The following is a 13,765-nucleotide window of genomic DNA, read 5'->3' on the forward strand; positions in this document are numbered from 1 at the left end:
AGGAAAGCCTGCACTCTTGCTGGCGGCCTGGAAACCCGGGCTGCGGTATCGACACTATGCGCGGGAGGGCGGGTGGGACCATCGCCCGGGAGCCGTCGCAGTCCTATGCCGCGCGACGATAGACCCAGACGCGGGCCGGCGGGATATTCCGCAAGACCCAGTCGGACACCATGGCCTTGAGGCCCGAACCCTTCCGCGGCACCGGCGAGATCACGGAGTAGGTGAACTGGATAAAGGGCGCATCCTGGATGAGCAGCGTGAAAGCGTCCTTGACGAGGGCCGTGCGCGTGGCCGGCGGGCGCGTGAATAGCGGCAGGCTGGAGACGACCGCTACGGCCTTCTCGCTCAGATGCCCGGCAAGCGTCGTCGATAGCGCATAGGCGTCGCCTTCCACCACGGTGGCGCGCGGAAAACGTTCGCGCAGCAGCTTGCAGAATTCGGGGCTGTACTCGACCAGGATCAGCCTGGACTCGTCGATGCCGCGTTCGATCAGCGCCTCTGTCACAGGGCCGGTTCCGGGGCCGATCTCGATCACCGGACCAGGTACGCTCGGATCGACGAAGGAGGCCATGCGGCGCGCCAGGAACGGGCTTGACGGGGTCACCGAACCCGTGCGCAGCGGGTCGTCGATCCAGGATTTCAGGAAGCGGGCATCGTCGCCGAACTTCGCCTTGGCCTCATTGACCCGGGTCTTCAGCTTCCCGGCCGTGTTGCGGACCTCGCCCTCGACCTTGTAACGCACGGCTGCGACCTTGAGCCTGGCCTCCGCCACGCTATCGGCCAACTCTGCGGCCGTGACGCGCATTTCACCCTCGATGCGAGCGGCAACGCTCGATTTGCCGAGCCGGCCGGCAAGCGCGCCGCGAGAATCCCGGGTGGTGGAAGGACGCGTCATGAAACCTCAGGCCTCGCCCCGTTAGCCGAAGCATCAGAACGAACAGATGCCGCTAGCGAGCAGAATTGACGTTAACCGTCAAGAAGTTCGGGTCAAGAGTGCGGCGTAGCGGTTGAGCTGTTTCAGATCAACGGTCTCGGATGGCGTTCGCGTTCGAAAAGCAGGGCCATGCGCGCGGTCAGCCGCGGGTTGAGCAAGGTGAGCCGTCCCCCGGCAAGCGAGAAGAGGCCGGCACGGCGCAGGCGCGACCAGGTTTTGCTGGTGTGGACAAGTGACAGGCCAAGCGCGTCTGCGAGGTGCTGTTGCGACAAGGGGAACTGGAAACTGTTGTCGCTGACGAGATCGAGCGCCTCGGCCCGGCGATAGAGCGAGATCATCAGTGCAGCAATGCGCTCGCCCGCATTGCGCTGGCCGACCGAGGTCAGATTCTCGTCGATCAGGCTCTCCTCGCGGGAGCCGAGCCACGCGATCTCGTATGACAGCGACGGCATGTGCACGAAGAGATCCCAGATCCGCTTGCGCGAAAAGGTGCAGAGCTCGACATCGGTCAGCGCTTCGATGCCATGTTGGGCCGCGCTCAGGAGTGACGCCTGCAGCCCGACCAGATCGCCCGGCAGCAGGAAGTTCAGAATCTGACGCCGGCCGTCGGGGAGCGATTTGTAGCGAAAGGCCCAGCCGGAGAATAACGTGAAGAGCTCGGCATCTTCCTGGCCGGGATGAATGACCTCCGATCCGGCCGGAACGGAACGATGATCGATCTTCATCCCCTGGATGAAGCGGACTTCCTCATCGCTCTTGTCCTTGAATGCCGCCTTCAGCCGCAAAGGGCAGGCCAGGCAAGGCACTCCGAGCCGGGCTATGCTGGCATGGTCGGGCATGGTCTTCATGACGCCATTATGCGCGGGGGAGCCGGCATAGCTCAATGGCGAATCGCATGCTGCGTGCGGTGCAACATATCCTTTGCAATTGGCGGAACTGGCAGAAGCGTTGCGGCGTTCTAGCGCCGTGGAGCGTGCCGATCTCCAGCCTCCGGTTTATGATTGCGACACCTCGCGATGATGCTCCGGTCAATGACATCTCGGGCGGGAGTTGCAAGGCCATGGCTGAGACACCGCAACCATCCAGGCGGTCGCGCATGCGGCAGTTTTTCCGCATCGCGCTGCGGTTCTGGAGCGGTGAGACCCGGTTGCGCGCCTGGGTCCTGACGATAGCGGTGCTGGTTTTCGTCGCTGCGCAGACGGCGAGCGCCGTCGGCATCAATAGCTGGAACCGGTACTTCTTCGATGCGCTTGAAAAGCGCGATACCGGCGCTGTCTGGTCGGTGATCGCCTGGCTGCCGGCGCTGGTCATCGCATTCAGCCTGTCGCTGTCTGCCCTCGTGATCAGCCGCATGCTGCTCCAGGCGCGATGGCGGGAGGACCTGACCATGCGTCTCGCCGGCTGGTGGATCGCTGATCAGCGCTATTATCGGCTCGGCTTCCTCACCAAGAGGCAGACGGCTCCCGAATACCGGATCGCAGATGACGTCCGGCTCGCGATCGAGCCGCTCGCCGAATTCGCGATCGGGTTGATCAGCGCGGCGGTGACGGCCGCGACCTTCGCCGCCATCCTCTGGCAGGTCGCAGGCTCAGCTCACTTCACGCTCGGTGGCGTGGCGGTCGTGATCCCGAGCTACATGGCGCTGGCCGCGATCGTCTATGCGGCGGTCGCGTCGCTCGCGGCCTATCTTACCGGACGACCGCTGGTCGCTCGCATTGCGGCCAAGAACGAGGCCGAGGCCCAGTTCCGGGCAGAAATGACGCGATTGCGCGAGAATGCCGAGAGCATTGCCCTGATCAAGGGCGATGCCGACGAGCGAGCATCGGTTGGCGAGAACTATGGCCGCGTCCTGGCCGCCTGGCTCCGCGTCATTCGCCAACAAGGCGTGATCGCATTGGTGCTCAACACCAATGGTGCCTTGTTTCCGATCGTGCCGCTGCTGCTGATCGCGCCGAAATATCTCTCGGGCGAGGTTACGCTCGGGGCCGTGATGCAGGTCGTCGCGGCGTTCAGCGCCGTTCAGGCCGCGCTGATCTGGTTCGTCGACAACTTCGTCAGGCTGGCCGAGTGGTTTGCCTCCGTCATTCGGGTCGACGAGCTTGTCGAAGAGCTGGAGGCGCTCGATGTCGGCACGATCATGGTCGGCGAGACCCAGATCTCGCTCGGCGAGAGTGATGACGGCGCGATTCATATCAAGGAGCTCTCGCTGGCGCACAGCAATGGGCGCATCGTCATCGCAGACGCGACGGTTATCATCGAACTCGGCGAGAAAGTTCTGATCGTTGGCGAGAGCGGCTCCGGCAAGAGCACGCTGATCCGGTCGCTGGCCGGCCTCTGGCCCTGGGGTTCAGGCTCGATCCAGGTGCCTCGCGGCAAGAGCATCGCCTTCGTGCCGCAGAAGCCCTACTTGCCCCTCGGCAATTTCAGGACAGTCCTGCTCTATCCCGATTCCGACATCCCCGTCAGCGACGAGACCATCATTGCCGCCCTTCGGCGCTGCGGCCTGGCCTACATGGCCAAGCGCCTGAACGAGGAGGATAATTGGGATCGCGTCCTGTCCGGCGGCGAGCGTCAGCGCGTCGCCTTCGTGCGCTTGCTGATCCAGAAGCCCGATATCATCATCATGGACGAGGCGACTTCGGCCCTCGATGAGGACAGCCAGAATTCGCTCCTTGGACTGTTCGAAGGCGAGCTCGCACACGCGACAGTCATCAGTGTCGGTCACCGCCCCGGCCTCGAGGATTTCCATGACCGCAAGATCACCCTGGAGAAGCGTCTCGCCGGCGCGCATTTGAGCTCGCGCCGGATCGGGAAGTCGCTCTGGCGGCTGTTTCGCAGCCGTCAGCCCGCCAACGAGGACGAGGAGGCCTGAACCGCCGCTCCCGGTTTCGTGATCGCTGCCACCCGCACAACGGGAACCGAACGGGCGGCGTCGCGTTCTCTTCGACGTAAACCGGTCAATGGTGACCGGTCGTGGCGTAGGGAGAGACAGATGTTGAATGACAGCCTTGCCCCCATCAAACGCGCCTTCGCCTTCTTTGGAATCATGGGCGCGGTGGTGGCCACGCTGACCTTCGGCTCGGCTCTCCAGAGCGCGACCGATCAAAGTTCGACCTCCGTCGCGGAGGCCAAGATTCGAAACAACGTCCCGACGGATAGCCAGCTGGCATCGGTGGATCCCGCCCAGAGGGTCGCCGATCGGACCAAGCGCGCCATCGCGAGCTCCCAGGAGGCTCGCGTGGCCGGGCCGATCGCCAGCGTTATTCGCTGAGCCGGAACCTACTGCGGGATAGCGCAATCAGGGGCGCTCGGTCGCGGTGCGACGGGAGCCCCGCGCGCTTGTCACGCGTGAAGCCGCCTTCGGGCGGCTTGTTTTGTCCGTGGCCGCGCTGACTGCCATGAGGCGCATCGCTTGGCCGGGAGGGTTCTGTGCAGCTGCGTATCCGTCACGCGACGACCTATCGCTACGCCCAGCCGGTCGGGTTCGGACCGCATCGCCTGATGCTGAGGCCGCGGGACAGTTTCGACCTGCGCGTCGTGGAAACCGCGCTCAGCATCACTCCGGCGGCGCAGTTGCGCTGGATGCATGATGCCTATGGCAATTCGGTTGCCATCGCGAGCTTCGAGGGGCAGGCCGACAGCCTCGACATCGTCAGCGAACTGGTGGTCGAGCGCTTCGGACCGGCCCTTCCGAGCCCGGTGCTCGCGTCGGACGCGGCCATGACGGGGGTTGTCTACACCCCCTCCGAACGCGCGGCGCTACAGCCCTATCTGGCTCTGGCGAGCGCCGATCCGGATGGCGCCCTCGACCAATGGCTTCTCGCCTTTCGCGCGCGGAGCGGCACCGGCACCGGGCACCTGTTGCGGGATCTCGCTCATGCCATCAATGACGCATTGAGCTACGCCATTCGCTATGACGAGGGCACACAACACCCGCTCGACACACTACAGCTGGGGAGCGGCTCCTGCCGTGACTATGCGTGGCTGTTTATCGAGCTGGCGCGCCGCCTGGGCTTCGCTGCCCGGTTCGTGACCGGTTATATTCACGAGCGTACCCTGGAAGGCGGCGGCCTCGTCTCACCGGMCGGCCTGACGCATGCCTGGGCCGACGTCTTCATCCCCTTCGACGGCTGGGTCGAGTTCGATCCGACCAATGATCTGGTGGCGGACCGCCAATTGCTGCGCATCGCCGTGGCCCGCGTTCCTGAGGACGCATCGCCGGTCTCCGGCAGCTATACCGGGCTCGCCGGAGCCTTCCTTGGCTTGAACGTTGGGGTCAGCATCGAGCCGGTCGAGACGGACGCCTGCTGAGCAGGCTCAGTCCCGATGCACGATGCGCCAGGAGCCCAGTGAGCGCCCGCCCGGTGCGGAGACCTCGGTCGCCGCGATCTGTGTCAGGAGACCGGCGAAGAGCTTGGGGGGCTCGGCATGGTCGATCTCGCGATCCGCCTTGATGCTGATCTCGATGGTCTCCTCATCGATATCGGTAGCGGTGACCGTCACGGTGAGGCCCGGTCCGTGCCGCAAGGCGCGCCCCACCACGTCGACGATCAGGAAGCCGAGCGGAATGATCCGGTCGACAGAAAGGGACGACATGGTCTCGATCTGGCTGATCAGGCCCTGGTCGCGGCGGCGGATGAGGTTCGAGATCATCGTCATGACGTCGTCGAGGAACAGGTCGACGCGGACAGGCTGCATTTCTCCATCGGCGAGCGTGAAGCGATAGGCTGCCGAGAGGACGTGGACGCGGCATTCGGCGTCGGCGAGCGCTAGCCTGGCTTCGCCGCGGGAATCGCGCTTGGTCAGCCCGATATAACTCTGGACGACCTGCAGGCTGTTCTTCACCCGGTGATGCAGCTCGCGCACCAGGAAGCGATTGTCGTCGAGGGCGTTCGAGAGCTTGCGCTGCCGCACCTCCTCCTCCTCGACCATCGCATTGAAGGCCTCCGCCACGCTCCGCATGTCGCTCGGCATATCCGCCGCAATCGGGGCCCGGGCACTCGAGAGTTTCGCACGTGTCCTGGCCGCCGTTTCGATGCCGCGCAGCCAGCGCACGCAATGCCGGTCGATTGCGCGCAGGTAGACGAAGCAGAGCAAGGCGAGGGTGAGGAGCGGGGTCAGCAGCAAAATGAGGAACTGCGTCTGGGCCGCACGTTCGGCTGCGTTGTCGAAACTCGCGATCACATAGAGGTCAGGCTCGGCAACCATGCGGGCGGCATAGGCGCGGTTGGGTCCGGCCCTGCTTGCCGCCTCCCAGCGGGCCTTGACCTCGGGCACCACTTCCTGCGCCGGCAGCCAGGACTCGTCGCCTTCATCGACTCCCCGGCTGGTGACGATTCCGCTGCCCCGATGGATCAGCGCGACCGCAAGGCTTTCATCGCTCTCGCCGAGGTCGAAGACCTTGTTGAGCAGGTCGGAGTCGGCGAGCAGCAGAGCTTCCTGCGCAGGCTGTTCGGGATCGTTACTATGAGCATAGACTGCGAGATAGCGCTGCCGATCGAGGATGAGATCGTCATAACGCACGGTCGCCAGTTCCGTGCCTGCCCAGATGCGGACCGGTGGTTTGGCGCTCAGTCGCTCTGCGGTCGCGGCAAGCTTGGCAGACGTGACATGCGGATCGAGCGAGACCGAGCAGATCTCGCCGTTGCGCATCTTGAGGTGAAGGGCGCTGTAGCCGGTTACCCGCTTCAGAATCTCTTGGGCGGCCGCATCGCAATCCCCGCTGCTCGACGTGCCGACGGCCGCGGCCGCCGTCAGCAACGAGCGCAAGGCGCCGCGATACCAGACGCGAGCGCGCACGGCATAGTCGTCCGCCGTGCGGATCTGGAAAGTCTGAATTGAGGCGATGACCGTTCGATAGGTCGTGATCGCGGCGATCGCCGACAGGCAGGCGATCGGCAACGCGATTGCGACCAGCAGAGCGAGAAGCCTGCCGCGGACGGTCTTGAACCGCGCCAGTCGCATCAGGGTCGGATGGGTTCGGAGCTGGTCCTGTGAACCGCTGCTGCGCTCTGACGATCGGGCCCGAGATCATCGAGACCTTTGATCGACAGCAGCTCCGCAAGCTTGGTGCGCGCCCTGTTGACGCGGCTCTTGATGGTGCCGATCGCGACGCCGCAGATCTCAGCAGCCTCCTCATAGGAAAGGCCCGTTGCGCCGACCATGATCAGCACTTCCCGCTGCTCCTCCGGCAGCTTGGCCAAAGCCTTGCGGAAATCGGCGAGATCGAGATGGCTCTCCTGGTTGCCGTGCACCGCCATGCGCTCGGCATAGGTGCCTTCACTGTCCTGCACCTCGCGGCCGCGCTTGCGGTAGAGCGAGTAGTAGGTGTTGCGCAGGATGGTAAAGAGCCAGGCGCGCAGGCTGGTGCCCGGTTCGAACTTGTCCGAGTTGCCCCAGGCCTTGAGCAGGGTGTCCTGCACCAGATCGTCCGCGAGCTGCATCGAACCCGAAAGCGACGCCGCAAAGGCGCGCAGGTTCGGGATTTCCTTGATCAGGCCGTCCTTGAACTCAGGGGCGCTCATCACTTGCTTCCTCAGCGGATGAACGGCTTTCCTTGGCTTCCAGCTGCGCCAGCAGAACCAGGAATTTGTCGGGGATGGGTGCGTTGATCAGATCGTCGTAATGCGCCTTGAGCGACCGGCCGATCGACTCCTGAACCCTGGGGTCCAGAATGGCTTCGAAATCCGTCTCTTCGCCCCCGTTCGGCTCTGGCATCTCGATCTTCATAGCACTCATCATACCCTCGCGCCGACGCCGCTCCGCTCTTGCTGCAGGGGCGGCCGGATTGCCCTGTTCAACCGTCTTCCACATCCCGGCCGATCATGATCCGCCGGGAGCATCATTGACACGTATGCTGCCAGATAACGGTCTAGTTTCAGAAAAGTTCCGGGCAAATCGTAAAATAAATTGCTTGTCAGAAACACGTTGCGGGTGCTCACTTTCGGCAGGTTGAAGAAGGACCAATCAATGTCGATTGCGAAGGAAATTGCCCCGCATCTGCCCTATCTGCGCCGCTTCGCGCGAGCTCTGAACGGCACGCAGGCGAGTGGCGATGCCTATGTCGTTGAAATGCTGGAAGCGCTCGTCGTCGATCCAAATTCCTTTCCGCGGGACGTCGATGCCCGCACCGGACTGTACAGGACTTTCCTGAAGCTCTGGTCGTCGGTCGGCATCAACAACCAGTCTTCGGGCGGTGTGGAGCGCTCGTCGGCCGAGCGCAATCTCAGTGCGCTGACGCCGCGTCCACGGCAGGCCTTCCTGCTGCGCACCGTCGAGGGCTTTTCGCTCGATGAGGTCGCGGTGATCATGGAGGTCTCGGCGGCGGAGGTGGCAAATCTCGTCCAGGTCGCGGGACAGGAAATCGCCGATCAGGTCGCCACCGACGTGCTGATCATCGAAGACGAGCCCATCATCGCGCTCGATATCGAAACGATGGTCGAAGAGCTGGGACATACGGTGACCGGTGTCGCCCGGACCCATCGCGAGGCGATTGCATCTGTCGCGAAAAAGCGGCCGGGCCTGGTGCTGGCCGACATCCAGCTTGCTGACGGCAGTTCCGGCCTCGAAGCCGTCAATGAGATCCTGAGCGCGATCGACGTCCCGGTGATCTTCATAACGGCCTATCCGGAACGCCTGCTGACCGGAGACCGGCCCGAGCCTGCCTTCCTGATCACCAAGCCATTCCAGCCGGAAGCGGTGAAGGCGGCGATCAGTCAGGCGCTGTTCTTTGACCGGCGCGCCGGTCGCAAGGCCGCCTGATACAGCTCAGTATGACAGCGGGGTCCGTGGCGTCATGGCGCAACGGACCCTTTTTCGTGCGTCTTACCAGCCCAGAAAACAGACGACCAGAAGTGCCGGAAACGGCAAGGCGACGATCATCGGCGCAATCCATTTCATGACATCTCTCCTGGCGCGTGGCCGCCTCACGACCGCCGCCCCTTGGTTATTGCAATCAGGCCGGTGATGGCCGCTCCGGCGAGCGCAGCGAAGAAAACGATCCTTGCGGCCATTGTCGCCAGCCCCGGCACACCGCCAAAAGCCAGCATCGCCGCAACAAGCGCTGCGATCAGGAATGTCACGGCCCACCCGGACATCGAGAAACCTCAGAATTCAACATGCATCGTTGAAGCAACGGTTCTGCCGCCGCAAAAGTTCCGCCTTGGTGGCCCGGGGCGGACGAGTGGTGAAGGGAACAAGTTTTACACACCCCGCGTTGCCTCAGGTGCGTTCCGAAATTTGAAGGAAGCCGAGAACGACAAGGATGATTCTGCTCGATATCTTTCCGGTTACGACGGACGCATCCATTTTATTTGGCAGTTACGTGGAAACCAGCGCGCTGATCACTCTGGCTGTCCTTCTCGTCGTTGCACCGCTTGCGCCTCTCCCTGCTGAAATCGTGACGGGGCCTGATTGAAGGAGGGAATGCTGCGATGACGTCCAGGGGCATGGGGCTGGTAGTGCGGGTGTGCTGCATTGGCGCGGTGGCCGCCATGTTGCCCCTTGGCACGCCTTCCAAGGCCGAGCCGGCCCCACGAACTCAGACGGAGCGCTCTGCGCCCATTGGCGTGCCGCCACCGCGCCCTCGGGATTTGGCTATACCTTCGCCTGCGCTGCCCTCCGTGTCGGCTCCCGCGGAACAGTCGCCCGCGAAGCCGGTCGAACCGCAGTCACCCGTCACCTCTACTCCTACTCCGCCCGGAGACGGCGCCTGCATGCGGGCATTGGCAGCCATCGCGGGCAATCGCATTCGTCAACCCGATGCGAAGCAGTACCGGGCAACGGACCCGGCCTGCCGGGTGCAGGAGCCGGTCGTCGTGGAGGCGCTTGCCTACCGTGCGAGCGACGGGCCGGGGACGGTTGTCTTCGCGCCGCCGGTCACGATCAGCTGTGCCATGGCGACGACGGTTTCGCAGTGGCTTGACGATACCGTCCAGCCCCTCGCCCGAGGGCATTTTGGGCGGGATCTCTCGCGTCTTCAGGTTGGAGGTGGCTATGAGTGCCGTCGGCGCAACCGCTCGACGGCCGGCCCGGTCAGTGAGCATGCGACGGGTCAGGCGCTCGATATCTTCGCTTTTGTCATGGGCGAGGAACGGTCGGGCGGTGTTCGTGTCATGGTCGAGAAGCCGGCAGGATTGGCTCAGGACCGTTTTTTGAAGTCGGTGAGGCAATCGGCGTGCGGGGCTTTCGCGACCAGCCTAGGCCCGGGCTCGGACGCCGCCCATGCCAATCATCTGCATGTCGATATTCAGCCGCGCCGCTCAGCCGCGGCGCGCTTCTGCCAATGACGGTGTGTGCCGTCGCTCAAGCGACGTTGTCGGAGATTTCGTCGAGTTCGACGCGGGTGAGCCGCCAGGGGTCGCTTGGGCGAAACAGGGCCACAGGAACCCGGCCGGTCTCGGCCTGCGCGCGGCGGATCGCGAGAATATCGAGCGCCGTGGTTTGGTCGAATCCCGACGCAATCAAATCCTCAAGTTCCCAAAAGGGAGGGAGCCGATCCGGCTCGCTGCCTGTCGGGATCAGCGTCGCTTGCAGAGGAGGGCTAATACGAGTGAACATCTCACGTTTCCGTCCAGGGGCGGAATTGGAACGCAACGCTCCTGCCTAGGTTCCAGACTGATTGGGAACTGTGGAGCTATTGCGGCATTTTTTGGTAACCATGTTGTCAGGAGATTCGTCATGATCCATCGGCCTGCCAAAATTGTCGCCGCAACCGCGTTCTGCGTTGCCGCTTTGAGCGCTCTTACAACCACGGCTGCGAACGCACAGAGCGGGGCCCCGGCAGGTCGGCTGAGTTGCCATGTCGGCGGCGCACTCAACCTTATCGTGACATCGCAGAAGCCCATGGAGTGCCGCTTTACGCCGCGCCGCGGGCCCGTGCAGCGCTATACCGGCGTTGTGCGCGGTTTCGGGCTCGATGTCGGCTCGTTCAAGCGCAGCAGCATGGGCTGGCGTGTCTTTGGTCCCTATGCGCGAGCCCCTCTGGGGGCGTTGGCGGGCACTTATGTTGGCGCAAGCGCCGGCGCTTCGGCGGGGACGGGAGGATCGGTGAACATGCTCATCGGCGGCGTCGAGAAGGATGTCACGCTGCAGCCTCTCTCACTGCAGACCCTGCGCGGCTTCAATGTCGCCGTCGGCGTTACCGGTCTCGAGCTTACGCTCGCGCCGTCGTCTTCTCCGTCGCGTGGGCGCCGCTGATGTCTCGCAACTTGCTCAAGACGGAGAGGCTTCTGCAAAGGGTTACGCTTCGATAACCTTCTTGCCGCATGTTTAGCTCAATTTGGAGCTTTCCGTCGCGGTGCGTCCCGCGTGCCGGAACAACGCCATGCTTCGCCGCGTTCTTCACCCAGAGGCGAAAGTTCCATGGCAGGTCGAGAAAGGACGCGGGATTGATGAGCCAGATCCGCATCCTGATCGTCGAGGACGACCCGTTCATCGCGATGGATATCGAGTATGCCGTGATGGACAAGCTCGGCGAGGATGCCGAGCTCATCATTGTCGGTTCCGTCGAGGAGGCTCGGCGCGCCATCGGCTCGCCGGTTTCCTGCGCATTGCTGGACATCGACGTTGTCGGCGGCAAGACGTTCGACGTTGCCAAGAGCCTGCTCAGCAAGGGGACGCCGATCGCGTTCGTGTCCGGTGCGACACCGGGCGATGTGCCGGACGCGTTGCGMCAGGTGCGTTTTCTGCGCAAGCCATTCTCGACGCGCGAGATTGCAAGCTTCGTATCTCGGGCGTTGAAGGCGAACTGACGGCACCCGGCGGCTCCGTTCCGGGCAGCTCCCGCGGTCGGTTCAGCTCACGTTGCGCTCAGTCTCTCTTAGGGAATATCAACGTGACCCGGGTTCCAGGGCGCTCTGTGCCCGGGGTGCGGGCGGCGACATCCATGGTTGCCCGCATGCTGCGTAGCAGGCTCGCAATGACCGTCTGACCCAGCCCCTTGGCCTCGGCCTGGGGCGGCATTCCAACGCCGTCATCTTCGATCGTCAGGACGAGTGTCGGGGCTTCGGTGCCGTCACCTCTGCCGAAGCGAATGACGACCCGCCCGGTCATGTTCCCGGGAAAGGCATGTTTGATCGCGTTGGTGACGAGCTCGTTGACGATCACCACGAAGGAGACCGCGTCGCGCCCGGGCAGCCGGATCGAATCCATATCGAGATCTATCGAGATGGGGCGGCCCTCCGCCGCCTTGCCGATCTCGTCCAGCAGGTCCTCCATATAGGGCCGGGCGTCGATCTCGTCGGTCTCGATGTCGAGACGCAGCCGGCGCTGTCCGGCGGCGATCGCCTGGATGCGCGATTGCGCCTGGGCGAGGGCCGCCTTCACCGCTGGCTCGCGCGTCTGCCGGCTCTGAACATTGAGCAGCGCGGAAACCATGGCGAGGTTGTTGCCAACGCGGTGGTTGACGTCACGCAGAAGCGCCTCGATGCGCAATCGCTCCGCTTCGAGCTGCTGCGTGCGCTCACTGACGATCTGTTCGAGTTCCGCATTGGTCATCGCGAGCGCTGCAGAGCGGCGCTGGCGCGTACGGACCTGCAGCCATGCCGCGAATGCGAGCCCTGCCAGCGCCACCACGATTCCGATGCTTGCCCAGAGCCGGCGGCGCTCCTCACGGCTGCTTAAGGCGACCAGCTTGATATTCTCGGCGAGCTGGATCTGCTGGATTGTCCCGCGGAGTTCGTCCATCGCCGCAATGCCGTGCCCGTMGCGGATTTGCGCCAGCGCCTCAGCCTGCCGGCCTTCGCGAGCAAGCGCTATCGCTGCCTCGAGTTCCTCGAATTTGCGGGCCATCTGGGCGCGCACCAAGGCCACCCGCTCGCTCTGCTGCTTGTCGTCGGAGACGAGGCGCTCAAGCGCTTCGAGGTCGGACGGAGCGGCCGCGCGGCCAGAGGTATAGGGGGCAAGGTAAGGTGTCGTACCAGTCAGYATATAGCCGCGCTGCCCGGTTTCAGCATCCCGCATGTGCCCGAGCAGGCGTTCGGCCTGTTCGCGAATCTCGACCGAATGAGCCACCTCGCGCGATGTTTCGATCGCTTGCGAATTGATCCAGGCCGCCAGGATGATCGCAACCCCGACGACGGTGATAGCAGCAATGGTCGTGGTCGCGGAGCGCAGCCGCCGGGCCAGCGTCGGCAATGGCGATAGAAAGATCGGGCCTTGCGGCCTTGCTTGGGCGGACATGGGCACCGTGATAGCCGACCGAAGTCACAATCCCTATGTAAAAAGACAGGATCGTCCATCCTCAGGGCCGCGCTACGCCTATGAGGACGCCGCGACGGGGCTCCGAAGCGAGGTTCTCAGCTCTCTCCCTCGGCGCCATCGTCCCCCTTGAAAAGCTGACGTCCGAGGATCGCGCCCAGGATCACCACGCCGCCGACGAGAACGGTGCTCCACTTCTTGCGGGAGCTCAGCAGCGAGGCCGCGACCGGAGCGGCGGCCAGGGCGGTTGCAGCGAAGGGCGGGGGCGGCCGGCGACGGCTGTTGATGAGAGCCGCGATCGCGAAGACCAGCAGACCGGCAATAACCAGCCCGCCGGCGATGATCAGGCTCGCCTGGACCTTGCCATAATGCAGCTCCAGCACCGCATGCAGGGCGCCGAGCGCGAAGCCGACGGCGCAGATCATCAGCAGGACCGCCAACCCGTACAGGCCGTAGACGACGATATTGCGCTTCACCCTGCCGCGGATTTCCGACGCCAGCAGTGCTCCCAGCCCCCCGATCATGATCTCAGCGTGCCGAAAGGAAGCCGACGAACAGACCGACCGCTGCGGCCACGCCAAGCGCGCGCAACGGGCGTTCCTGAATTTCCGCGACGATCAGGCGCTGCAATTC

At 64.0% G+C, this 13,765-nt stretch carries 18 protein-coding genes; 8 read left to right on the forward strand and 10 right to left on the reverse strand.

Annotated elements, in window-relative coordinates; translation table 11 throughout:
* Positions 1-103: 103 nt before the first annotated feature.
* Positions 104-895, reverse strand: a complete 792-nt coding sequence (locus tag AC1DJT_RS11285; RefSeq protein WP_441504961.1) for a class I SAM-dependent methyltransferase — start codon at positions 893-895, stop codon at positions 104-106.
* 122 nt (positions 896-1,017) lie between these two features.
* Positions 1,018-1,782 (reverse strand): Crp/Fnr family transcriptional regulator, encoded by a 765-nt coding sequence (locus AC1DJT_RS11290; RefSeq protein WP_476767517.1) that lies wholly within the window; start codon positions 1,780-1,782, stop codon positions 1,018-1,020.
* A 248-nt stretch (positions 1,783-2,030) separates the two neighbouring features.
* Between AC1DJT_RS11290 and AC1DJT_RS11295 the strand changes: the two genes are divergently transcribed.
* The 3 genes from AC1DJT_RS11295 to AC1DJT_RS11305 all read left to right on the forward strand — a co-directional run bounded on the left by AC1DJT_RS11295 (position 2,031) and on the right by AC1DJT_RS11305 (position 5,245).
* Positions 2,031-3,806: an ABC transporter ATP-binding protein/permease gene (locus AC1DJT_RS11295; protein ID WP_476767518.1), complete on the forward strand. Its 1,776-nt coding sequence runs from the start codon at positions 2,031-2,033 to the stop codon at positions 3,804-3,806.
* A 120-nt stretch (positions 3,807-3,926) separates the two neighbouring features.
* Positions 3,927-4,205: a hypothetical protein gene (locus tag AC1DJT_RS11300; protein ID WP_441504958.1), complete on the forward strand. Its 279-nt coding sequence runs from the start codon at positions 3,927-3,929 to the stop codon at positions 4,203-4,205.
* A gap of 158 nt (positions 4,206-4,363) precedes the next feature.
* Entirely contained in the window at positions 4,364-5,245 is an 882-nt protein-coding gene (locus tag AC1DJT_RS11305; RefSeq protein ID WP_476834079.1) for a transglutaminase family protein, read from the forward strand.
* Positions 5,246-5,251: 6 nt separating this feature from the next.
* Here AC1DJT_RS11305 and AC1DJT_RS11310 read toward each other — a convergent pair whose 3' ends face one another.
* From AC1DJT_RS11310 to AC1DJT_RS11320, 3 genes are read right to left on the reverse strand one after another with little or no spacing between them, the layout of a single operon-like run.
* On the reverse strand, positions 5,252-6,898 hold the full coding sequence (locus tag AC1DJT_RS11310; RefSeq protein WP_476767519.1) for a sensor histidine kinase: 1,647 nt from the start codon (positions 6,896-6,898) through the stop codon (positions 5,252-5,254).
* Positions 6,898-7,458 carry a sigma-70 family RNA polymerase sigma factor gene (locus AC1DJT_RS11315; RefSeq protein ID WP_043234959.1) on the reverse strand — a complete coding sequence of 187 codons (561 nt, stop codon included), beginning with the start codon at positions 7,456-7,458 and terminating at the stop codon, positions 6,898-6,900. The genes AC1DJT_RS11310 and AC1DJT_RS11315 overlap by 1 nt, the downstream gene beginning before the upstream one ends.
* Complete coding sequence (locus AC1DJT_RS11320) at positions 7,445-7,663, reverse strand: NepR family anti-sigma factor (RefSeq protein WP_441504955.1); 219 nt, start codon at positions 7,661-7,663, stop codon at positions 7,445-7,447. Before AC1DJT_RS11320 ends, AC1DJT_RS11315 begins: the two co-directional genes overlap by 14 nt.
* A 240-nt stretch (positions 7,664-7,903) precedes the next feature.
* On the opposite strand from AC1DJT_RS11320, the gene AC1DJT_RS11325 reads away from it, so the two are divergent.
* Positions 7,904-8,695: a response regulator gene (locus AC1DJT_RS11325; protein WP_441490582.1), complete on the forward strand. Its 792-nt coding sequence runs from the start codon at positions 7,904-7,906 to the stop codon at positions 8,693-8,695.
* Between the two features lie 164 nt (positions 8,696-8,859).
* Here the strand turns inward: AC1DJT_RS11325 and AC1DJT_RS11330 are convergent, their stop codons facing one another.
* Positions 8,860-9,030, reverse strand: coding sequence for a DUF1328 domain-containing protein (locus AC1DJT_RS11330; RefSeq protein ID WP_441504954.1), 171 nt, complete (start codon positions 9,028-9,030; stop codon positions 8,860-8,862).
* Between the two features lie 167 nt (positions 9,031-9,197).
* On the opposite strand from AC1DJT_RS11330, the gene AC1DJT_RS11335 reads away from it, so the two are divergent.
* Positions 9,198-9,350 carry a hypothetical protein gene (locus tag AC1DJT_RS11335; protein ID WP_476767520.1) on the forward strand — a complete coding sequence of 51 codons (153 nt, stop codon included), beginning with the start codon at positions 9,198-9,200 and terminating at the stop codon, positions 9,348-9,350.
* A 298-nt stretch (positions 9,351-9,648) separates the two neighbouring features.
* Positions 9,649-10,221 (forward strand): extensin-like domain-containing protein, encoded by a 573-nt coding sequence (locus tag AC1DJT_RS11340; protein WP_476767521.1) that lies wholly within the window; start codon positions 9,649-9,651, stop codon positions 10,219-10,221.
* 16 nt (positions 10,222-10,237) lie between these two features.
* Here the strand turns inward: AC1DJT_RS11340 and AC1DJT_RS11345 are convergent, their stop codons facing one another.
* Positions 10,238-10,492, reverse strand: a complete 255-nt coding sequence (locus AC1DJT_RS11345) for a hypothetical protein (RefSeq protein WP_476775077.1) — start codon at positions 10,490-10,492, stop codon at positions 10,238-10,240.
* A gap of 120 nt (positions 10,493-10,612) precedes the next feature.
* Here AC1DJT_RS11345 and AC1DJT_RS11350 point away from each other — a divergent pair, with 120 nt between their 5' ends.
* Both AC1DJT_RS11350 and AC1DJT_RS11355 read left to right on the forward strand, forming a co-directional pair.
* Positions 10,613-11,131: a DUF992 domain-containing protein gene (locus AC1DJT_RS11350; RefSeq protein WP_441490585.1), complete on the forward strand. Its 519-nt coding sequence runs from the start codon at positions 10,613-10,615 to the stop codon at positions 11,129-11,131.
* 194 nt (positions 11,132-11,325) lie between these two features.
* Positions 11,326-11,685 carry a response regulator gene (locus AC1DJT_RS11355; protein ID WP_069878378.1) on the forward strand — a complete coding sequence of 120 codons (360 nt, stop codon included), beginning with the start codon at positions 11,326-11,328 and terminating at the stop codon, positions 11,683-11,685.
* Positions 11,686-11,743: 58 nt separating this feature from the next.
* Here the strand turns inward: AC1DJT_RS11355 and AC1DJT_RS11360 are convergent, their stop codons facing one another.
* The 3 genes from AC1DJT_RS11360 to AC1DJT_RS11370 form a co-directional block, all read right to left on the reverse strand.
* The gene (locus AC1DJT_RS11360) at positions 11,744-13,114 is read right to left on the reverse strand and encodes a sensor histidine kinase (protein WP_476834080.1); all 1,371 of its coding nucleotides are present in this window, start codon (positions 13,112-13,114) and stop codon (positions 11,744-11,746) included.
* A gap of 116 nt (positions 13,115-13,230) precedes the next feature.
* The gene (locus tag AC1DJT_RS11365; RefSeq protein WP_476767525.1) at positions 13,231-13,656 is read right to left on the reverse strand and encodes a hypothetical protein; all 426 of its coding nucleotides are present in this window, start codon (positions 13,654-13,656) and stop codon (positions 13,231-13,233) included.
* A gap of 4 nt (positions 13,657-13,660) precedes the next feature.
* Entirely contained in the window at positions 13,661-13,762 is a 102-nt protein-coding gene (locus AC1DJT_RS11370) for a glycine zipper domain-containing protein (protein WP_476834081.1), read from the reverse strand.
* Between the last annotated feature and the right edge of the window lie 3 nt (positions 13,763-13,765).

The sequence above is a fragment of the Allobosea sp. 05T422_2 genome (assembly GCF_056396265.1).